Consider the following 21,921-nt stretch of genomic DNA (forward strand, 5'->3'; position numbering starts at 1 on the left):
CCAACCATACGGAATTTCTCATGTCCGCCGTTTCCCCGGTCATCCTGCTCAATCCTATCGATGATGTCGCTGTCGCTCGCGCGATGATCCGCGCTGGTAGCCCAACCGGCATTGACGGCTTGGCTGCTGCAGATCAGATCCCGCGCGGCCACAAGGTCGCGGTTCGCGACATCCAGGCCGGCCAGGAGATCCGCAAGTTTGGCCAGCCCATCGGTGTCGCGACGCAATTCATTCCGGCCGGCGGCCATGTCCATCTACAGAACCTGGCGGTGATCGAATCGGATCATCCCTATCAGTTCAGTGTCGATATCGAAGAAGCGGGCATGCTGCCGCAAGCGGACTGTCGGACCTTCATGGGCTTCGATCGCGGCGCCGGCGGCGTCGGCACACGTAATTTCATCGGCATCATAACGACAGTCAACTGCTCGGCGACCGTGTCGAAATACATTGCCGAGCATTTCAACCGCACCGGCGGTTTAGACGGCTTCGACAATGTCGATGGCGTCGTGGCACTGACCCATGGCGGCGGCTGCGCCATCAACACCCAGTCGGAAGGCTATCGCTATCTGGCGCGCACCCTTCAGGGCTACGCCCGGCATCCGAATTTCGGCGGCATCCTGATGATCGGCCTCGGCTGCGAAACCAATCAGATCGCGCCCATTCTCGAGCATTACAAACTCGAGGAGGGAAACCGGCTGCGCACCATGACGATCCAGGATCTCGGCGGCACCCGCAAGACGATCGCGGCGGCCTCCGAGATGATCAAGGACATGCTGCCGGAGGTGAATTCCGCCAAACGCACGGTCCAGCCGCTCTCGGGGATCAAGCTCGCTCTGGAATGCGGCGGCTCGGATGGCTATTCAGGGATTTCGGCCAATCCGGCACTCGGTTATGCCTCCGACCTTCTCGTGCGTAATGGTGGCACGTCGGTTCTGGCGGAAACCCCGGAAATCTACGGGGCGGAACACCTGCTGACGCGCAGGGCGGTCACGCCCGCGGTCGCCGAAAAGCTGCTCTCCCGAATCGACTGGTGGCGCGACTATACCCGCCGCAACGGCGCGGAACTCAACAACAATCCCTCTTACGGCAACAAGCTCGGCGGATTGACGACGATCCTGGAAAAGTCTCTCGGCGCCGTCGCCAAGGGTGGCTCCATGCCTTTGAAGGCCGTCTACGAATATTCGGAGATCGTCGACGAGCCCGGCTTCGTCTTCATGGACACGCCCGGCTACGACCCGGTCGCCGTCACCGGCCAGGTTGCCGGTGGCTGCAATGTGATCTGCTTTACGACGGGCAGAGGCTCCGTCTCCGGCTTCAAGCCGGCGCCTTGCGTCAAGATCGCCACCAACACCGAGATGTACAACCATATGCGCGAGGATATGGACATCAACTGCGGCGACATCGTCAGCGGCGACGATACGATCGAGGCAGCCGGCGAACGGATTTTCGAGGAGATCATCGCTGTCGCCTCCGGCAAGAAGACGCTGAGCGAGACCTTCGACTATGGCGACAATGAATTCGTGCCCTGGCAGGTCGGCGCGATCACCTGATACCGCTGCGCGTTAGATGATGAAACTGTATTCGTCCGGCTGATAGTGTTCACGGATATAGCTGGCACGCGCCTGCACATTGGGCTGCGAATTATGGATATGATCTCGCATCGCTTTTCGCAGCCCTTCCTCATTGCGCTTTTGCACCATCTTGAAGACACCGATATGCTCAGCGAGGAACGGCTCGTATTCCGGCATCTTGATGCGGCTGCCGACGACGTGCTTGCTGAGCGTGAGGATGCAATGCGTCCGCTTCAGAATATTCAGGAACTCCTTGTTCGGGCAGGCCTGCAGGCTGCGCTGATGAAGATCGAGTTCCAGCTCGTACATGGTCGAGGCCGAGACATCGGGGTAATCCGCGAGCGCCAGCGACAGCCTTGAAAGCATCGCATCGACGTGTTCTTCGGACAGTCCGCTCAAGGCGCTTGCGAGCGCCACCGGCTCGATCTGCTCGCGCACCTCATAGAGGTCGCGAATGCGCTGGCTGTCGAGCGGTACGATCGACCAGCGGAAATTATCGTCCTTTTCCGTGATGCCGAGCGTTTCCAGCTTTAACAACACATCGCGTGCTACTCCGCGCCCGACGCCGAAATGCCGCGCCAGCTCGTTTTCATTGATGCGATAACGGCCAAAGAAGGAACGATAGACAACAATGCTCTCGACATCTTCATAAAGCGCCTGCCAGGCGAATATCGGCCTGTCGCCATCCTCAGCGAACAATTTGCCGAGATAGTCCGCAAGTTTGATCCGCTTCGGCGGCGTTCCCGACTTGCCGACAATGAAACCGCGACCGTCAAACCGTGTGATCAATCCCTCATCGAACAGGAGTTGGAGCGCGTGGCGTACCGGCGCCCGGCTGCTGTCTATCAAATCCGCAAGCGCGGCCTCCGTCAGCACTGCGCCGTCAGGCACTGTCCCATCGAGAATCTCGGCCTTCAGCCGCCCAAAGAGCTCCTCATAGAGACTGGTTTTGCGCGGACCGCCATTCCCTAACCGTGATACGCTCATGTCGTCCCATGTTTCGCGTCCGAGGCTGCAACCCCTATGGAAAGCATCTCTCTAACAATAGAAATCACAATAGAAATACTGACATAAACATCCATAACACGCTTCCGGCGCTTCCAGGAAAATCCGATGTCGACGGTCGGGCCGAAATTCACTTAACAGCGAGTGACGCCTGACATATCCTGGATTCCGGCTTTAATCGCTCAGTTGCCCTCGAATCTCTTCAGCCCCGACCACCAGCTTCCGCTCATCCAGAGGCGTCATCTGTGATATCTTTTACTGAATAAGGGAAGCCAAACCGATACCAATCATGCAAATCAGCAGCCCCACAGAGATGAAAAACAGGACCAAAGGTGTGTAACTCGACATCAGGTCCCCTTTCGAAGTTACTCTGCGTGTCGCCGTAGAATGAAAGCAAATTACCCTTCCTGGGTATTGAAGCGGTTCAAGGCACTCCGCTCCTCGCCACAACCGAACGAAGCTCCCCGCCTAAGTCTACGCAGGCGTGCGCTTTTGGTTCCGACAATCATCAGAATGTTTAGGTAAATGGATGATGCCGACCGACGGCCTGCTCGAGTCCCGAGGTCATCGAACGCTCCAGCGCCCCATGGTCCAGGCAGGTGTCGAGCTGGACATCGATGGCACGGCTGCAAGCGCCGGCCTCGCCGATTGAACGGCGGGCACGATATCCGCATATGCGGGAGACAGCTGAGCAATCCGTTTTGTCGTGTCGAAAATGAAGCTGGAGAAAGACAGATAATCGCATTCGAAGAATGCGCGAGTACCGGGATCATTGACCTCGCCCGCTCGCGCATCCGCGACTTCGAAAGTCTTCGAGCAACGGACGATGATATGCGCCACTGAAACGCCTCCTGGGGAGCGCCTGAAGGTTCTACAGAGGCAAGTTGCCATCAGGAACCTAGTGACCTCGCAGCCTCTCGATGCCATCAAGTGCTTCGCTGTCTCTGAACACATAATTTCAGGAAGGCTTCGCGCGGCATGATCTTTCATTGTGCAGCCGACGATTAAAACATCATTGCTCGATCTAATAATCTATTAAAAATATAGATTATAACAATTGATATTGCCGACGACCTATGAGGACAGATGTCTTACGCCCTGAGTTTTCTCGACAAGAGCCCGATTGATGGCGCCGAGCGTGCATCGCAGGCATTGCAGCGCAGCCTGGCGCTCGCCAGACGAGCCGAAGAATTGGGCTATCGGCGTTTCTGGGTCGCTGAGCACCATAATTCTCCAAAACTCGCAAGCTCCTCCCCCGAAATATTGATCGGCCACCTGCTGGCACATACCCGGCGCATCCGCATCGGTTCCGGTGGCGTGATGCTACAGCATTACAGCGCCTACAAGGTTGCCGAGAATTTCAATTTGCTGGCGGCCCTGGCGCCAGGACGCGTCGACCTTGGGGTCGGCAAGGCGCCGGGCGGTCTTCCGCTTTCGACCGGCGCTCTCCAGAAAGCATATGATCCCTCGCGCAAGCCATCCTTCGAAGCGCAGTTGAGCGAACTGGATGGCTTCTTGCGGCATGAACAGGGCGAAGAAGGCAAAGCAGCGGACCTAGCAGCCTTTCCAGCACCTGACGAGCCGCCCGGCCGTTTTCTGCTCGGCGCAAGCCCCGACAGCGCAAGATTGGCCGCTCGCCTCGGCTGGGGTTTTGTCTATGCAGGTCATATCCATGGTGACGACGAAGCGATCTCGCAATCGCTGTCGGCCTATCGGCAGACGGGCGGCAAGACTGCGTTGCTCGCTGTCAGCATCGTCACGGCGCAAACAGCCTCTCTTGCCGACGGTCTCCTGGGCGACACGCGCCGGTTCCACCTGCAAATCAAGGATGGACAAAGCGTCAATGTCGGCAGCCGCGAGCAGGCGCTCGAATATGTTCGCCAGGCAGGCGCGACCGACTATCGGATCGAAGAGAGAAGCCCGCGCGTCATTCGCGGAACACCGGCCGACGTCCATCTGGAGCTTCAGCGCCTGCACAAGGAATTCGGCATCGAAGAATTTGTGATCGACTGCCCGGTTTCCGAAGGTGCGCACCGCCTTGGCACCATCGAATTGCTGGCCGGCGCGCGCAAGGCCGCCGCTGCCTGATTGGAAACCAGTCCAAAATGACATGGGAAAGAATAGCGTGGTAACCAGAAGAGATTTCCTGAAGAGTTCAGCGATTGCTGCTCTGTCTCTGTCCACCGGACTGCGAGCGAGCGAAACGCTGGCGGATGACAAGCCTGCGCCCGGCGGATCCCTGAGCTGGGGTGTCGAAACGGAGCCGACGACGCTCAACCCGCATCTGAACGGCCAGGCCAAGGCGAAGCTGGTTCTGCGCAACGCCTACGAATGCCTTCTCGCCCGCTCCGCGGATGGCGGCTATGTGCCGTGGCTGGCGAAAGACTATGCGATATCCGAGGATGGCAGGACCTATACCTTCAACCTCCGCGACGACGTGATCTTCAGCGACGGAGAGACATTCGACGCGGCGGCCGTCGTCACAAACTTCCTGAAACTGAAGGAGCCGATCTATTCCGGCAGCATCAGCGCCGGTCACGTCTCTCATATTTCGGAGGCAGTCGCGCGCGATCCTCATACGGTCGTGCTCACGCTCAATGACGTCTATGCGCCGTTTCTCGATGGCGCGACCAGCATCGAGATCATCTCGCCGAAATCATTCTCCTCGCCGCAATTGAAGGCGGGTGGGCCTGAAATCGCAGGCACCGGCCCTTTCATCCTCGATCGCTATGTCAAAGGTCAGGAAATCCGCTTCGTCAGAAACGCGGCCTATAATTGGGCTCCCGGCAATGCTGGTCACCAGGGGCCAGCCTATCTCGATGAGGTGATCTATCGTTTCCTGCCTGAATCCGCCGTTCGCACCGGCGCGCTGAGCTCAGGCCAGGTGCATGTCATCGAGGGCATTTCGGGCAATGACGCCGCGCTTTTCCGGGATAATCCCGATTTCACCTATCAAAGCGCACTGAATACCGGCACGCCCTATACGCTCTACCTGAATGTCGCCAATGCGCCAACGAGCGACGTCAAGATACGCAGGGCGTTCTTAGCTGCGATCGATGTCGAACGGATCATTCAGTCCGTCTACCGTGGCGAGCGCAAGCGGGCATGGGGTGTCCTGACACCAGCCGACACCGATTTCTACGACAAGAGCATCGAGGGCAGCTACGGCTTCGACGTCGATCTTGCCAACAGATTGCTCGACGAGTCCGGCTGGACGAGCAGGGACGGCGATGGCGTCCGGACGAAGGAGGGCAAGCGACTGACAATCGAGATTGTCCAGTCGCAGGCGACCTTGCGCGATCAGCGCGACGTTCTTCTCGAGGCGGTCCAGGCCCAGGCCAGACAGAATGCGGGCATCGATGTCGCCTTGCGCTATGTCGACGCCGGAACTTATGCCAACAGGCAGAATGACGGCCAATACGGCATCATTCCAAACTCGACCACGACGCAGGAAAACGGCCTCACGCTCTATTTTCACTATCTACCGCGCGAGAAGGGCGGATCGATCAACTACAGCCGCACCGTGGCGCCTGAAATATCCGCCTGGCTTGCCGAGGCCGCCTCTACGCTCGACGTCAAGAAGCGCTTCGGGATCTATTCGGCGCTGCAGCGTTTCGCACTCCGCGAACAGGCGCTCGGCCTGCCGCTTTATGTTCCGGACGACCAAATCGCCGCGTCGGCCTCAGTCAAGGGCGTCGGCTTTCGCCCGTTCAAGCGCCTACCTGAAAACGCCTACGACGTCTGGCTCCAGCAACAGGCCTGAGTTTGGGTTCTCAAAGATTTTTCAAAAGGAGATATCGATAAATGATTATTCGCAGACATTTTCTTAGCCTCTTCGCAGCCATGCTTGCAACCTCCATGCTGTCGGGCCTTGCAATGGCGGCGGACGGCACGCCCGTCAGCGGCGGCAAGTTGACATGGGGCGTTGAGACGGAACCGGCCACGCTCAATCCGCAGCTCAACGGGCAGGATAAAACCAAGCTGCTGTTGCGAAACGCCTACGAGTCGCTGCTGGCCCGCAGCGCCGATGGCGGCTACGTTCCTTGGCTTGCGACCGAATACAAGATCTCCGACGACGGCAAGACCTACACGTTCAAGCTTCGTGAAGATGTCAGCTTCACCGATGGGCAGAAGCTCGATGCGCAGGCGGTCATCACCAATTTCACCAGGCTCAAGGATGCCGCCTATAGCGGTAGCGTGAGCGCTGGACCGGTCTCGCGCATTGTCGAAGCAAAGGCGCTGGACGACCATACCGTCTCCTTCACGTTGAACCAGGTCTATGCCCCCTTTCTCGATTATGCCACGAGCCTGGAGATCCTTTCGCCCGCAGCCTTCAATTCGACGCAGCTGAAATCCGGCGGACCGGAGATCGCAGGGACCGGCCCGTTCATCCTGAAGCGCTATGCCAAGGGGCAGGATATCCAGTTCGTCAAGAATCCGGCCTACAATTGGTCACCCAAGACATCAACTCACCAGGGGCCAGCCTATCTGGATGAGGTGACCTACCGCTTCCTGTCCGAATCCTCGGTCCGGACCGGGGCGCTCTCCTCCGGCCAGGTCGACGTGATCGAAGGGATCGCCGGCAACGACGCCAGCCTTTTCAAGGACAATCCAGACTTCAGCTATCAGACGGCTCTCAATACGGGCACACCCTATTCATTGTTCCTCAATGTCACCTGGGGGCCGACTCAGGATCTCAATGTGCGCAAGGCCCTGATATCAGCAATCGATGTCGATGCGGTGTTGAAAGCCGTCTATCGCGGAGAACGCACGCGCGCATGGGGCATCACATCGCCGATCGATCCGCAATTCTACGACAAGAGCATCGAGGCGGCATATAGGCCAGATCCCAAAGTCGCAAATACGCTTCTTGACGAGGCCGGCTGGACCGCGCGGGATGCCGACGGCTTCAGGACAAAGGATGGCAAGCGACTGACCATCGAGGTCATCCAGGCACAGGCGACGGTGCGCGATCAGCGTGACGTCTTACTGCAGGCCCTGCAGGCGCAGGCGCGCCAGAATGCCGGCATCGATCTCAAGATCGTTTTCGTGGATGCCGGCACCTACACCGATCGGCGCAAGACCGGCCAGTTCGGCTCGATCGCCAATTCCAATACGCCGACGGATGCGATCGACATAGAGTATCACTACCTGCCTCTCGATAGGGGTGGCAGCATCAACTACAGCCGCGCCTTTGCGCCCGAGCTGTCGCAGTGGCTGAACGAGGCCGCCTCGACGCTGGACCAGAAGAAGCGCTTCGATCTCTATTCGAAGCTGCAGCGCTTCGCCATTCTCGATCAGGCCTATGCCCTGCCGCTCTACGAGCCTGAGGACCAGGTGGCAGCGGCAAGCTATGTGAAGGGCATCAGCTTCCGGCCCTTCAAGCAATTGCCGGAGAGCGCCTACGACATCTGGCGCAGCGAGTGAACCGTATCGTCAACGCGTCCCCGGCAACAGCCGGGGACGGTGAAGGAGTGACCGATCATGACTGCTGACAATACGACGGCCTTCGACGAAAACCCTTCGGCTTGGCTTTCGCGCAAACGCCGGCTGAAGCGCAACAGCCTGGCATCACAGATCCTGATGCGGATTGGATCCGCCATCGCGGTCCTATGGGCCGCGATAACATTAAGCTTCATCAGCATTCATCTGGCCCCTGGCGATATCGTCAGCCTCTTGATCGGCGAGCAATTGCGCACGTCGGAGGTGGAGGCGGCCATCCGCCTTGAATGGGGATTGGACAAGCCGCTACTGGCGCAATATCTGGCCTATCTTCAACGTGTTCTGCATGGCGATTTCGGGCGATCCTATATCCTGCAGACGGATGTTTCAGGCCTGGTCTTGTCGCAGATGCTGCCGACGTTGAAGCTGACTGCGGCCGCCCTCGTCGTCGCCGTGGTCTTTGCTGTTGCCAGCGCCCTGTTGACCGCCGGCAAGCGCCTGCCCCGCAGCATCGCCGGTGGCCTCGAACTTATCCTCATCTCGACGCCGTCCTTCTGGCTCGGCATCGTGCTTTTGTTCATATTCTCCTTCACCTTGAAACTCTTCCCCGTCGCAGGCGATCGGACATTTTCAGCGCTCGTCTTGCCGGCCTTGTCGCTTGGCCTGTCGCTCGGCGCCGTCATCGGACAGGTGCTGCGCGAGGGGCTCGAACGGGCCTTGGAAGAACCCTTCATGCTGACAGTCAAGAGCTGGGGCGTAAATGACTTCGTGCTAAGGCTGCGGCACGGCCTGCGGCACGCCGCACTTCCCGCCGTGACGCTTGCCGGCTGGCTGGTCGGCAATCTGCTGTCCGGCGCCGTCATCACCGAAGCGGTATTTGGCAGACCCGGGCTGGGGCGGATTACGGTCGACGCCGTGCTGGCGCACGATCTGCCCGTCGTGCTTGCGGTCGCCATCCTGTCAGCCTTCATCTATGTCGTCCTCAGCACATTGGTCGACGTGCTGTATCTGCTGCTCGATCCCCGCCTGCGCAATCAGAATACGGAGGCGGGCCATTGAGCGTCTCCTCCTCTTCAGAGCGGGAAGCAGATCGGCGCCAGCTGAGGCTGCACGTCCGGTTTGCAAGTCCAGGGTTTATCCTTTCTGCGATTTTCCTGCTGCTGGTAGCGATCGCAACCATCTGGCCGCAAGTTCTCACAGCTGCCAATCCGATTGCCGCCGATCCATTGCAGGCGCAGTTGCCGCCATCGACGGAACATTGGTTCGGTACGGATCATCTCGGGAGGGATGTCTTCTCGCGGGTTGTTTACGGCGCTCGTTACTCCATCCTCATCGGTGTCAGCGCGGTTGCGATCGCCGCGATCGTCGGGGCCTTTCTCGGCCTTTTGTCGGGTCTCGCCCGCGGTCTCGTCGATGAGGCCATCTCGCGCTTTCTAGACGTGATTTCATCATTTCCGGACCTGCTTCTGGCGCTCGTGCTGATCTCCTTTACCGGACCTGGCACAGTCAATCTCATCTTCGCGCTTGGTGTCGCGTCCGTGCCACGCTTTGCCAGGGTCGTGCGCGCACAGACCTTTGTGATCGCCAAGAGCGGCTATGTCGAACAGGCAAGGACATTCGGACTGAGACGCAGCGTGCTGGTCGCGCGCCATATTTTGCCCCACGCCCTGGCACAGGTGCCTATCCTGGCGACGATCGGCCTCGGCACGACCATCATACAGGCTGCGGGCCTGAGCTTTCTTGGTATGGGACCGCAACCCCCTGCCCCGGAATGGGGCGCGATGCTGGCGGAGGCACGCAATTATCTCCGGGTCGCCTGGTGGATCGGTGTCTGGCCCGGCCTCGCAATCACACTGACGGTTATCTCCATAAGTGTGCTTGGAAGACGCTGGCAGCTTGCGTTTGAAGGCAGGAGGCCATCGTGACCCCGGTACTCGACATTCGTAATCTGACGATCGGGTTTCCCCGGGATGGTCGCGACAACAGGGTGGTCCACGGCATCGATCTGACGATCGACAAGGGCGAAGCGGTCGCACTTGTCGGAGAATCCGGCTCCGGTAAATCGGTGACGGCGCGCTCGATCATCGGTCTTGCCGGCCTGAATGCAGCCGTTCATACTGACCGCTTCGATATCGACGGAACCGACGTTCGCGACTTCGACGAAAGACAATGGCGGCGTCTTCGCGGCGAAAAGATCGGCTTCGTCCTCCAGGATGCGCTCGTCTCCCTCGACCCGCTGAGGCGGATTTCTCAACAATTGTCCGACGCCTTCGGCGGACGCCGCCTCTTTCGTCGACCCGATCGGCGCGAAGACAGCCGCCTGCTGCTGCAATCGGTCGGTATCCCCGATCCGGAGCGACGACTGCCGCAATATCCGCACCAGCTTTCGGGCGGTTTGCGCCAGCGCACCCTCATCGCCACGGCCATAGCCCGGCACCCATCGCTGCTGATTGCCGATGAGCCAACGACGGCACTCGATGCAACGGTTCAAAAGCAGATCCTCGACCTGCTTCTCGAACGGCGCAAAGCCGGCCACACGCTTCTCCTGATCAGCCATGATCTGGCCGTCGTCTCCCATCTTGCCGATCGCGTGCTCGTCATGAACAACGGCAGGATTGTCGAGGAAGGTTCGACCGAACAGATACTGGGAAAACCCCGCCATCCCTATACCCAGCAATTGCTGGACGCCGTGCCTTCAGCGGCATCCAGAGGGTTTCGGCTATCACCCACATCCGTCACGAAAGCGGAGGGCGAGCAGGTGCCTGCCGTTCCCAGGTCGAATACGCAGCAGCGCGTGCCCCTGCCCGCAAAAGTGATCGATCGCCGCAACCACATTCTGTCGGCCCGCAATCTCGTCAAACGCTATGGCGGATCGGCCGGCATCTTCGCCGTCAATGACGTATCCTTCGATCTCGTAGCCGGCGAAGCCCTCGGCATCGTCGGCGAATCCGGCTCGGGCAAGACGACGGTCGCAAAAATCGTCCTCGGCCTGGTGGAGCCGGATCATGGATCGGTCCGTCTTGACGGCGGCGGCTGGAGCAATGTGGCCGAACATGCTCGTCGCGCCAGGCGCTCCAGCATGCAGTTCATAGCCCAGGACGCACTCAGTTCGTTCGATCCCCGCTATACAGTCGAAAAGATTATCGGTGAAAGCCTCGATAGCGCCGGCATCTTCGGTGCCGCGCGCCGCGAGCGCGTGCTCGAGGTCTTGGACGCGGTCCGTCTGAGCGAGACATTCCTGAAGCGCTATCCGCGAGAGCTTTCCGGGGGCCAGCGTCAACGTGTGGCGATCGCGCGCGCCTTTGCGCCCCGCCCGAGGCTTCTCGTGGCCGACGAGCCGGTCAGCGCGCTCGACGTATCGGTGCAGGCGCAGGTACTCGATCTTCTGGCGGAACTTCAGGCCGCATCCGGAACGTCCCTGCTTTTCATCTCCCACGATCTCGGCGTCGTCCATCATCTGACAGACCGTGTTCTCGTAATGAAGGAGGGACGGATCGTCGAAGCAGGCGCCGTGGAGGATGTCTTCACCAGTCCACATCACAGCTATACCCGCGCGCTCCTTGAAGCGGTGCCGGCCCTGCCCTGAAACGCATAATTCACGCTGCCGGCGCAACCCGGCCAGATTTTGAACGACCAAGGAATTCGCTATGACCCACAATCGTCCCCGACGCCTGAAGACATTGACCGGAGCAAGCAGCGTCATTTCCGCCGGAAACGACGCAAGCCCCGTCACCGGTATCAAGCGTGCCGTCGAACTCGCCCGCAGGGCGGAAGCGGAAAAGATCACCGGGCTGTTCACAGCCGACCTGCTCCACATCGACCCGGCGGGGCTTGCCGGAACCGCCGGCATCCAGGAACCGATCATCGCGCTTGCCGCCTTGAGCCAGGTGACCTCCGACATCGGTCTGATCGCCACCGTCTCCACGACGTTCCACTATCCCTACAATCTGGCCCGTCAGATCGGTACGCTGGACCATGCAAGTGGCGGACGCGCCGGGTGGAACGCCGTGACTTCCTCTGTCGGCGAGGAGAATTTCGGCGAGAGATTGCCAAGTCCGGAGGAGCGCTACGAACGGGCGGCTGAATTCATCGAAATCGTCAATGCGCTCTATGATGCCAATGAACGCAATGCCGCCGAGCGCAAGGCGTCCGGGGCGATTGGCATTGATCCGGCAAAATTCCATCCGATCAACTATCGCGGCAGGCACTTCAAGGTCGACGGTCCCCTGAACGTACCGCCTTTGCCACAGGGTCGCCCCGTACAGTTTCAGGCGGGCCAGTCAGAAGCCGGCGTGACCGTCGGCGCACGATATGCCGAGGTGGTCTATACCTCTCAGCCCAAGCTCGAGGATGCAGTCGCCTTTGCGAGCGAATTGCGCCGCCGAGCCGGAAGTTTCGGACGCGCGGCAGGTCTGCCCTTCATCATGAACTCCTTCCACTCGGTGATCGGCGATTCAGATGCTGATGTCGCCAGGCGCCTGAAGGAAAAACACGAGCGGATCGACTACGAGCAGGGTCGCCTGAAGCTGGCGGACATGCTCGGCGGCGATCTCGATCTTTCCGAACTGCCGCTCGACAAGCCCTTGCCGGAGGCGCTGCTGCCTGAGGTTACCAGCATCAACAGGCGACGCGGCCGCGTCGAAATCTTCCGTCGTTACGCACGAGAGGGGCTGACCTTGCGGCAGCTCATCATTCAGGCGCAGGAGACCGGCCACTGGTCGGTGGCCGGCACGCCCGAACAGCTCGCAGATGCGATCGAGGAGCGTTTTCGGGCCGGAATCCTTGATGTTCTATCTCTGCACGGCTTCGGCAATCCGGACCAGGAGGATCGGCTGGTGCACGGGCTCCTGCCGGAATTGCGGCGGCGGTCGATCATCGACACCGATTATGTCGGGGACGATTTCCGCTCGAATCTGGAGCTCCCGCCCTATGTGGCAGCAAACGGCGCGTTGAACTCGGCAAAGCGCGCCTGATTCCCGAGCCTGATCTCAGCCTGCACACCATCCGCGCCGCCCGACGAGAATAATGCCGGACGGTCCACCGCGGTCTCCAAAACAGCGCTCGAACAAACCGGTAAAGTGGCCGCGTGATACGCCAGGAGCGGTATCATGGCGGCCTCTCCGAACATCTCGTCAGGCATTGTCCCGCGATCTCCGTGGGACAGCGATCTCTTGGCTGCGGCAAGGGCACTCGTGGACGAGGCGAGCTCAGCCCGTCTCCTCCACCAGTGCCTTGATAACTCCCTCGACCTTTTGTGGGGCGATTGGAATGCTAGAGCCATCAAGCTAGTCCCGCCATCCTAAGCGATTGAGGAAGAAGCTCTCATTCGGCGTTGGCTGGAAGTCGAGATTTTTGGCCGCCCCATAGATTGACACCATCTGGTAAAGCGGCACGGTCGGTATTTCACTTGCAATGAAGCTGCCGACCTTTTCGTAGTCTGCAAGACGCGTCTTCTCATCCAGCGATGACGCTGCTTCATCCAGCAGGGCATCGACCTCAGGCTTGACAGTAATGGTCCAGCTGCTGCCGGAATGAAAGAGTGAATAGAGAGCCCCGTCTGCATCCTGGCAGGCACAGGAAGAAGTACTGATGGCAAGTGTGGGACCATCCGCCGGCCCCTTCTGGATCAATTGCAGAAAGGTTGGCGTATCGACATTGGCGATCTCGACATCGAACCCGACATCCTGCAGCTCCTGCTGAATGGCTTCAGCAACCCTCTGGTCAAAAAAGGCGCCGATCGTCAGCTGAAATTTGGCCGGTTTGTCGGCAGCTGCGATCAATGATTTTGCCTTTTCGGGATCGAAAGGCAGCCCCTTGATCGTATCGCTCCAGCCGAAATGCGCCGGCGTCACCATCTCGGCGATCGGCTTGTCCAGTCCGCCAAGGATCCCCTGCGTAATGCCATCTTTGTCGATCGCATAGGCCAATGCCTGGCGAAGCTCAAGCTTGTCGAATGGCGGCTTGTTCGGATTGATGCGAATATAGGCAAGCCGCTCGGTAAGAACAGGCAGCGCCTTGGCATTCGGGGAAGTCTGCAATTGCGCCGCCTGGTCCGAAGTCAGCGCCCTTGCCAGATCCACGGTGCCCGACTGGATGTCGGCCAGCCGCGTCGACGCATCGGGTACGGCACGGAAGACGGCCGTCGCAAATCGCCCCTTCTCCCCCCAATAGTTGTCATTGCGTGCAAGCGTTACCGAAACGCCCTTATCCCATTTTACGAAACTATATGGACCGCTTCCGACCGGCTGAAGATTGAAGGCTGCATTCCCGACCCTTTCAACGACGTGTTGCGGGACGATGGATAGGTTCGTCAGTGCGGCCAGAAGAGCGGGAGAGCTCGTCTTCAAGGTCAATGTCACCTCGTGATCGCCGGTCACTGCAGCCTTGAGGATCTTGCCGAATTGCGCGCGTTGCGGACTTGCAAATTTCGGATCGATGATGCGGTTGACACTGAATGCAACATCGCCGGCCGTCAGAACGCTTCCGTCGTGGAAGTGAACGTCGTCGCGAAGCGTAAACGCGATCTCGGTATCAGAGACGTTTTTCCACACAGTGGCGATCTGCGGGACGATCTTGCCCGCATTGTCGCGGGTGACGAGGTTGTCGAAGATGTTGCGATAGACGAAGTAGCTATCAGGATTCCATTGCAATTGCGGATCGAGCGTCGACGGCTCATTGACGAGATCGACCACAATCTGCTGCTTTTCAGCCGCCTGGACCGCAGTCACGAAGGACAGCATCGAGAAGCCGATGCCCGCACCCAACACAAGAAGTTTATGCCACTTCATTTTCCGGTTCCTCAAATGATCGATCATTGATGACGATAGTCAGATCTCTGCTCCTTGCGGCGAGACCGGCGGCAATCATGTCGTGCCCTTGATCTCGACCGTAGGAGCCCGCAGGTGACAGGCGGCTTGATGGTCTCGTCCCACGAGGTTCAGTGCTGGCGACAGTTCCCGGCAAATGGTCGCCGCAATCGGACATCGCGTCGAGAAGCGGCAACCGGCCGGCGGATTGGCCGGGCTCGGCAAGTCGCCTTCGAGCAGGATACGCTGCCGCTGACGCTGGGCGACGGGATCGGGCAACGGCACCGCGCTGAGCAAAGCCTCGGTGTAGGGATGCGCAGGTCGCGCAAAAACGTCGGCCGTCGCCCCGGCCTCGGCGATGCGGCCGAGATACATGACCGCTATCCGGTCGGCGAAATGGCGCACGACCGATAGGTCGTGGGAGATGAACAGATAGGAAAGACCAAACTGACGCTGCAGCTCGAAGAGCAGATTGAGGATTTGCGAACGGATCGACACGTCAAGTGCGGAGACCGGTTCATCCAGGATCAGCAGTTTTGGTTGAAGTGCAATCGCCCTCGCGATGACGATGCGCTGGCGCTGGCCGCCGGAAAATGCGTTCGGCTTGCGATCGGCATGTGCCGGATTGAGCCCGACCAGTTCCAGGAGCTCTGCGACGCGTCGACGCCGCTCCAGCGCGGTTCCGACACCATGAATGGCAAGCGGCTCGGCAATGCTGTCACCAATATCCATTCGCGGATTGAGTGCTGAGACCGGGTCCTGAAACACGATCTGAATATCCCGCAGCCGTGCAGCGGAACGATCCGTGCCTTTGGCTGCAAGATCGCTACCCTCAAAGAAAATTCGCCCCGAGCTTGCCTTCTGCATCCCGACGACAGCCGCGCCGAGCGTCGACTTGCCAGACCCCGATTCACCGACAAGCGCCAGGCTCTGTCCAGCTTCGATATCCAGATCGACACCATCGACGGCCTTCAGCAATCCTGCCGAATGCCCAAAGAAGCCGCGACGGATGGGAAAATGCACATGCAGATCGCGAATCGAGAGCAGCGGCGGCGTCATATCAGGCTCCCGACACGATCCTGGTGCCAGCAGGCAGCACTACGGCTCGACGCCATCGGCTCAAGCCGCGGCACCTGGCGACAGTCTTCATCCGCGAGCGGGCAGCGCGTCGAGAACCGGCATCCAGCCGGCCATGCGCCTGCATCGGGCACCATCCCCTTGATCGTCGGCAAAAGCTGCCCGGCATCGCTGCCATCCAGGCGCGGAATGGTTGACAGCAGCAATCTCGTATAGGGATGCCTCTGTTCCCTGAAGATCGCATCGACATCGCCAACTTCGACAATTCGGCCGCCATACATCACGGCGACCTGGTCGGCGATATCGGCAACGACACCCATGTCATGGGTAATCATCAGGATCGCGGTTCCGGTTTCATCGCGCAGTCGTTTCATCAAATCGAGGATCTGTGCCTGAATGGTAACATCGAGTGCCGTCGTCGGCTCATCGGCGATCAACAGGCGCGGCCTTGTGATCAAAGCCATGGCAATCATGACGCGCTGGCACATGCCGCCAGACAGTTCGAACGGATATTGCCATGCGCGCATTGCCGCCTCGGGGATGCCGACATCTGCGAGCATATCGATCGCCTGATCCCATGCCTGACGGCGGCCTAGCTTGCGATGAACGATGAGACTTTCGGCGATCTGGCGGCCGACCGGCATCAGCGGGTTGAGGGATGCGACGGGCTCTTGAAAGATCATTGCGAGCTCGCTGCCGCGCAGCCGCATCAGCTCCCTCCTGTCGAGGCGGGAAAGATTGCGTCCGTTCAGTTGCACCGAGCCGCCGACCATGGTCGCTGCAGCTGGAAGAAGCCCCATGACGGCGAAGGCCGTCATCGATTTGCCGCATCCCGACTCGCCGACGATGCTTACGATCTCGCCGGCATTGACCGACAGGCTGACGCCATCGACCACGGCCTTATCGCCGATGGACACCCGCAGCATGTCGACGCTCAAGACCGGTGCCGTCATCAGATAGTCGCCTCGCGGACGGCCGCCCATGGATTGCGCGGATGAACCATGCCGGTACTAACGCCATCGCGTCGCATCACGGCGGACGGTACGGCAAAATTGACAGGATAGAGTGTGTCATCGATCACTTGAACGTCGAAGTCGGCGGCAACCGACGCAGCCACCTCAGCCCCGGCCGTTCGGCTCACCCTGATCGTCGTGCCGCTGGCATCGATGCGCGGACTGAAGAGCGCCTTCTCCAACGACATGCCGAAAGCCAGGACGTAGGACAGGATTTGCGCGACCGCCGGTACGATCTGTCTTCCTCCCGCTGCGCCAAGAGCCAGCTCCGGCAGACCGTCACGCGTCGCAATGATCGGGCACATATTGGCAAGCGGCTGCTTGGCGGGAGCAATCGAATTCGGATGCCCCGGCCTTGGATCGAACCACATCAGGCCATTGTTGAGAGCAAATCCCAACTCCGGCACCACGACCTTCGAACCGAAGCGGGACAGAAGCGTATTGGTGAGGGAAACCATGGTTCCACTTGCATCGACTACGCTGACATGGCTAGTACAGCTTTCGCCTGCGGCATGCCCCATATGCTTGAGACGATATTCACTGGCGCGACGCAACGCCCGTGCAAAGGCAAGAGCCGTCGCTCCCGAATGCGGATCGGCATCGCGCGGAAGCTCTTCAAGTTCATTGAGCGCCGCAAGCAAGGTCGGGCCGCCGGAAAGACCCGGCACCGCATGGACACGCCGCCCCGTGTAAGAGCCGACGGCAGGCTGCAGCCACTTCGGCGCATAGGCGCGCATGTCCGCTTTCGAAAGGGCAGAGCCGCCCTTCGAAAGGTCGGCAACCAGCAGCTCCGCAATCTCACCCTCGTAAAAGTCGCGCGCTCCCTCGCGCGCCAGCCTCTCCAGCGATGCGGCCTTGGCCTTCATCGGCAGGAACAGCGATCGACCGCCCTCCGGTACACGCGGCGCGCGGCCATCGCGAAGGAAGAGATCGGCGGCACCCTTGAATTGCGCGAGGTTATGGCCATCAATGGCGAGCGCGAGAGCCGCATACCAATCGACCTGCAAACCGCGATGGGCGTGCTCGATCGCCGGCGCCAGGGCATCGGCCCAGGAAATGGTGCCGAAGCGATCGAGCGCCTCGGCAAATCCAGCAACGGCTCCTGGAACGCAGATCGATCCGTAACCGAGCAGATTGCGGTCGCCCTGGACGGAGGGCCATTCGAACCAATCCCCGTCCCGACCGGCAACCAGAGGATAGTCGTCAGGCCGGAGAGCGGCCGGCGAAATGACATTGAAATCGAGCACGTCGACCGCCCCGGAACCGCCATCGGCCCGCAGCATGAAGCCACCCCCGCCTATGCCGGAAAGCCATGGTTCCACGACGCTGAGAACGAGAGCCGTGACGACCGCCGCATCGACGGCATTGCCACCTGCCGAAAGGACGCGAGCCCCCGCCTCGGCGGCCAGCCAGTTCTGGCAGGCGACCAGGCCGTGTTTGCTGCGGGTTTCCTGCTTGCCGATCGACCAGGTCTCGTTCATGGCCTTGCCCCGAAACGCCGCGCGCCTATGGCAGTGGGAATAGCCGAGGCAACGGAAAATCGGCCGGAGTTTACGGATGCCGCGTGATGGCCGGCAATTTCGGCACCGGTCGCAATCCAGGCGCCGGTTTCGACCGTCATAGCTTCCAACAGCTTTTCGAGTGTGGCAATGCGCTGTGCCCTGCCGGAAATCCAGTCATGAACCGTCAGGGTGAAGAGGCCTCCTAACCGGTGCAGCGCCCGCCATTCGGCAAGCCAGTCCTCCAGCACGGCACTACCGGAAACCGGCGCCCAGCGTTCGTTACCGCTGCCCTCGAACTTGTAAAAGATTGCGTCGTCCAGGGCCCATTGGACCGGGATCTCGACAACGCCGTCGATATCGTAGGGATGGTCAAAGCCCATCAGCGAGGAGTCATAGGCAAGACCACGCGCCTTGATCTCAGCCAGCATATGCGGGGTCATCTCCCAGGCGGGCGAGCGAAAGCCTACCGGCAATCGTCCCGTCTGCCGTTCAAACAGTTCGAGGCTATTGTCGAGAGCCGTACTGAACTCATCCTCACGGATGTCACGAACCAGTTCGTGGAAATAGCCGTGCAGCCCGATCTCGTGACCGGCAGCAACAAGAGCCGGAAGCAGATCGGGATCGAATTCCGCGACCACGGCTGGCACATAAAAGCTTGCCTTCACGCGATAGCGGTCGAACAGATCGAGAAGACGACCAAGCCCCGAACGCAACCCGAAACGGCGGATCTCAAGCCTTGCGAGACGATCCGGAACACCGTCCCGATGCTCCCAGAGATAAGGAGCGATCGCATCGACATCGACACTCAAAAGGACGGCACTCTGCTTTCCCTGCGGCCACTCGTAAGCCGGAAAAGCAGAAAAGCCCTTTGTCGACCGGGCCTGATCCTCGACCATGTTCCTATCCTCCTGCCTAGCCTCAGAGCGGCTTCTTCTTTGCCTGGAAGACGGCAAGCGAGCCAATCGAATTGCCGCCATCGACGGTCAGTGTCGCACCCGTGACATAGGCGGCTGCATCCGACGCGAGATAGAGGACAGCGGTCGCGGCATCGTCCGGCGACGAAATCCGGCCGAGCGGAATGTTGCCGACGACGGTGTCGATATGTTCTTGCGTAAGGTGGCTGACGTCGCTGCCCGGCGCAAAGCCCGGCTCGACGATGTTGACGCGGATACCGAACTCGGCAAGCTCGAGCGCCAGCCCCTTGTTCAGGCGGTCGAGCGCCGTCTTCGAGGTACAATAGGGAACGACCGTGCTACGCATCTTGCGCGAGGCGCCGGAAGAAATGTTGACGATCGAGCCCTTTACGCCCTTGTCGATCATCTGAAGGGCAACGCCCTGGGACAACAGGAATGGCGCACGAAGATTGATATCGAAGATCCGGTCCCAGTCTTCAGCAGTCAGGTCGAGCAGGAAACCCGACGGATAAATGCCGGCATTGTTGACGAGAACGTCGGCTGAGCCCCAGCGCTCGGCAATGGCGGAAAGGAGCGATTTGATATCGGCATCGGAGGTCAGATCCGCCACATGCTGCAGATGGCCCCCGCCGATCTCCTGCGCTGCAGAAGCAAGGCGCGAACCATCGGCGTCCGTAAGGAGAAGCTCGGCCCCAGCCTTGGCGAACGCCTTCGCGATCCAGCCGCCGAAAATGCCGGCAGCCCCTGTCACCACCACACGCTTGCCTTTGAAATCTTGGGAGAAATCGACCATTTTACGCACTCCTTGGGTCGAGGCGATCTCTCAGGAAATCGCCCAGAACGTTGACGGACAAAACAAGAAGGAAAAGCGCCAGCCCCGGCATGACGGAAAGCCACCAGGCATTGGCGACATAGTTGCGGCCGACCGAAAGCATCGCCCCCCAGCTTGCGGTCGGCGGCTGAACGCCAAGACCGAGGAAGGACAATCCTGCTTCGAACAGCACCATCAGACCGAATTCGAGGGTAGCGACGACGACGAGCGCCCCCGCGATATTCGGCAGGACATGGTAGCGCAGCACCCGTAGCCATCCGGCGCCCATCGCACGCGAAAGCCGGAGATAGGACATATTGGTGATAATCAGGGTCTGGGCGTAGGCGACACGCGCGTAACGCGGCCACCGCGTAAGCGCCAGAACAAGGATGACATTCTGCAGGCCCGGCCCAAGCGTTGCCACGGTGATGATGGCAAGCAGAATAGCAGGCACCGAAAGCACGATGTCGACGAGACGCATGATCACGGTTTCGACCCAACCGCGATAAAAGGCAGCAAGCATTCCGAAAATGCAGCCGGTAATGCCGGACAGCAATACCGAAGCGAATGCGACGAGCAGCGAGACGCGCGCTCCGTATATCAGACGGCTTAGCGTATCACGTCCCAGCTCATCGGAGCCGAACAGGAAATGCGTCGCCCGGATAACGGTGCCTGGCGGCTTCAGGCGTCCGAGAAGGTTCTGTGCATTTGGGTCATAAGGAGCAATCAGAGGAGCGAATATGGCCGCAAGGACAATGATCGTCAGGATCAAGACCGAGAGGACGACTGTCATCGGCGGCTTTCCGGCCAGCCTGTTTGCTTTGGCAAGGGCCGCAATCATGCCGGTCTCCCCCCAAGACGGATGCGTGGGTCGATGAGGCTGTAGAGCAGGTCAGCGGCAAGATTGAGCAGGATCGCCACCGCCGCGCCAATCAGCACGATGCCCTGGACCACCGCGAAATCGCGCGCGCTGATGGCCTGCATGGTCAACTGGCCGAGGCCTGGCCACGCAAAGACCGTTTCTATGATGATAGCGCCGGTCAGCAGATTGGCGATTTCAAGCGCGGAGATCGTCACGATCGGAACTGCGGCATTGCGCATGAGATGGTGGAGGACCAGGCGGGAAGTCGACAGGCCCTTGGCATGGGCCGTGCGAACATAGTCCTTGCTCAGCTCATCGAGAACGGAGGTGCGCGTCACACGCGCGAAGGTCGCCATCGACAGAAGACCAAGAGCGAAGGACGGCATCAGCAGGCTTTGAAGCCCGCTCGCTCCGGACGGCGGCAGCCAGCGCAGAAAGACCCCGAAGAACATGATGAGCAGGACCGAGGTCCAGAATGTCGGCATGGATTGCCCGACCAGCACCAGACCTATCAGGCAGCGGGCTTCCCAGCGCTTGCGCCGCACCGCCAACACAACGCCGATCGGCACGCCAAACCCGATGGCAACCAACAAGGCGCCGGCCGCAAGTTGCAACGTGTAGGGAATGCGGCTGGCGATGATCTCGACCACCGGCAGGTTCTGCACATAGGAGCGCCCGAGGTCGAATTGCACCAGACTGGACAGGAAGTGGAAATACTGGATGTAAAGCGGCCTGTCGAAGCCAAGAGCAGTCCGCATGACATCGATGTCGGCCTGCGTGGCACCTTGCGGCACCAACAGCAGCACCGGATCGCCGGTCAGGCGCTGCAAAAAGAAGACCAGCGTTATGACACCGAACAAGGCGATGAAGGCCTGGATCAAGCGTCTGGCGATAAAGGCAGCCATCCCCTTTTCCTTT

The 21,921-nt window shown here is 60.0% G+C and carries 18 protein-coding genes; 8 read left to right on the plus strand and 10 right to left on the minus strand.

The window, feature by feature from the left end; all coding sequences use genetic code 11:
• The first annotated feature begins 20 nt into the window (after positions 1–20).
• Positions 21–1,550, plus strand: coding sequence for an altronate dehydratase family protein (locus ABOK31_RS27640; RefSeq protein WP_349960015.1), 1,530 nt, complete (start codon positions 21–23; stop codon positions 1,548–1,550).
• A gap of 12 nt (positions 1,551–1,562) precedes the next feature.
• On the opposite strand, the gene ABOK31_RS27645 is transcribed toward ABOK31_RS27640, so the two are convergent.
• Positions 1,563–2,558, minus strand: coding sequence for a GntR family transcriptional regulator (locus tag ABOK31_RS27645; protein WP_349960017.1), 996 nt, complete (start codon positions 2,556–2,558; stop codon positions 1,563–1,565).
• A gap of 582 nt (positions 2,559–3,140) precedes the next feature.
• The gene (locus ABOK31_RS27650) at positions 3,141–3,416 is read right to left on the minus strand and encodes a hypothetical protein (RefSeq protein ID WP_174171866.1); all 276 of its coding nucleotides are present in this window, start codon (positions 3,414–3,416) and stop codon (positions 3,141–3,143) included.
• A 246-nt stretch (positions 3,417–3,662) separates the two neighbouring features.
• Between ABOK31_RS27650 and ABOK31_RS27655 the strand changes: the two genes are divergently transcribed.
• The 7 genes from ABOK31_RS27655 (at position 3,663) to ABOK31_RS27685 (ending at position 12,991) form a co-directional block, all read left to right on the plus strand.
• A complete protein-coding gene (locus tag ABOK31_RS27655; protein ID WP_349960019.1) occupies positions 3,663–4,664 on the plus strand; it encodes an LLM class flavin-dependent oxidoreductase in 1,002 nt (333 codons plus the stop codon).
• A 37-nt stretch (positions 4,665–4,701) separates the two neighbouring features.
• A complete protein-coding gene (locus tag ABOK31_RS27660) occupies positions 4,702–6,339 on the plus strand; it encodes an ABC transporter substrate-binding protein (protein WP_349960021.1) in 1,638 nt (545 codons plus the stop codon).
• Positions 6,340–6,380: 41 nt separating this feature from the next.
• Positions 6,381–8,003 (plus strand): ABC transporter substrate-binding protein, encoded by a 1,623-nt coding sequence (locus ABOK31_RS27665; protein ID WP_349960023.1) that lies wholly within the window; start codon positions 6,381–6,383, stop codon positions 8,001–8,003.
• 57 nt (positions 8,004–8,060) lie between these two features.
• On the plus strand, positions 8,061–9,077 hold the full coding sequence (locus tag ABOK31_RS27670; RefSeq protein WP_349960024.1) for an ABC transporter permease: 1,017 nt from the start codon (positions 8,061–8,063) through the stop codon (positions 9,075–9,077).
• The gene (locus tag ABOK31_RS27675; protein ID WP_350019291.1) at positions 9,074–9,943 is read left to right on the plus strand and encodes an ABC transporter permease; all 870 of its coding nucleotides are present in this window, start codon (positions 9,074–9,076) and stop codon (positions 9,941–9,943) included. The genes ABOK31_RS27670 and ABOK31_RS27675 overlap by 4 nt, the downstream gene beginning before the upstream one ends.
• Positions 9,940–11,604 carry an ABC transporter ATP-binding protein gene (locus ABOK31_RS27680; protein WP_349960025.1) on the plus strand — a complete coding sequence of 555 codons (1,665 nt, stop codon included), beginning with the start codon at positions 9,940–9,942 and terminating at the stop codon, positions 11,602–11,604. Before ABOK31_RS27675 ends, ABOK31_RS27680 begins: the two co-directional genes overlap by 4 nt.
• A gap of 61 nt (positions 11,605–11,665) precedes the next feature.
• Positions 11,666–12,991, plus strand: coding sequence for an NtaA/DmoA family FMN-dependent monooxygenase (locus ABOK31_RS27685; protein ID WP_349960026.1), 1,326 nt, complete (start codon positions 11,666–11,668; stop codon positions 12,989–12,991).
• Positions 12,992–13,303: 312 nt separating this feature from the next.
• On the opposite strand, the gene ABOK31_RS27690 is transcribed toward ABOK31_RS27685, so the two are convergent.
• From ABOK31_RS27690 to ABOK31_RS27725, 8 genes are all read right to left on the minus strand, one after another.
• Positions 13,304–14,806: an ABC transporter substrate-binding protein gene (locus ABOK31_RS27690; protein WP_349960027.1), complete on the minus strand. Its 1,503-nt coding sequence runs from the start codon at positions 14,804–14,806 to the stop codon at positions 13,304–13,306.
• A 75-nt stretch (positions 14,807–14,881) separates the two neighbouring features.
• Positions 14,882–15,883, minus strand: a complete 1,002-nt coding sequence (locus tag ABOK31_RS27695) for an oligopeptide/dipeptide ABC transporter ATP-binding protein (protein WP_349960029.1) — start codon at positions 15,881–15,883, stop codon at positions 14,882–14,884.
• On the minus strand, positions 15,880–16,854 hold the full coding sequence (locus tag ABOK31_RS27700; RefSeq protein ID WP_349960030.1) for an ABC transporter ATP-binding protein: 975 nt from the start codon (positions 16,852–16,854) through the stop codon (positions 15,880–15,882). The genes ABOK31_RS27695 and ABOK31_RS27700 overlap by 4 nt, the downstream gene beginning before the upstream one ends.
• Positions 16,854–18,395, minus strand: a complete 1,542-nt coding sequence (locus ABOK31_RS27705) for a gamma-glutamyltransferase (protein ID WP_349960032.1) — start codon at positions 18,393–18,395, stop codon at positions 16,854–16,856. Before ABOK31_RS27705 ends, ABOK31_RS27700 begins: the two co-directional genes overlap by 1 nt.
• Positions 18,392–19,312 (minus strand): polysaccharide deacetylase, encoded by a 921-nt coding sequence (locus ABOK31_RS27710; RefSeq protein ID WP_349960034.1) that lies wholly within the window; start codon positions 19,310–19,312, stop codon positions 18,392–18,394. The genes ABOK31_RS27705 and ABOK31_RS27710 overlap by 4 nt, the downstream gene beginning before the upstream one ends.
• A gap of 22 nt (positions 19,313–19,334) precedes the next feature.
• On the minus strand, positions 19,335–20,123 hold the full coding sequence (locus ABOK31_RS27715) for a glucose 1-dehydrogenase (protein WP_349960036.1): 789 nt from the start codon (positions 20,121–20,123) through the stop codon (positions 19,335–19,337).
• A gap of 1 nt (position 20,124) precedes the next feature.
• Positions 20,125–20,982: an ABC transporter permease gene (locus ABOK31_RS27720; RefSeq protein WP_174171880.1), complete on the minus strand. Its 858-nt coding sequence runs from the start codon at positions 20,980–20,982 to the stop codon at positions 20,125–20,127.
• A complete protein-coding gene (locus ABOK31_RS27725) occupies positions 20,979–21,908 on the minus strand; it encodes an ABC transporter permease (protein ID WP_174171881.1) in 930 nt (309 codons plus the stop codon). Before ABOK31_RS27725 ends, ABOK31_RS27720 begins: the two co-directional genes overlap by 4 nt.
• Positions 21,909–21,921 lie beyond the last annotated feature (13 nt).

Source organism: Rhizobium sp. ZPR4, from assembly GCF_040215725.1.
GTDB classification, from domain to species: Bacteria; Pseudomonadota; Alphaproteobacteria; order Rhizobiales; family Rhizobiaceae; genus Rhizobium; species Rhizobium rhizogenes_D.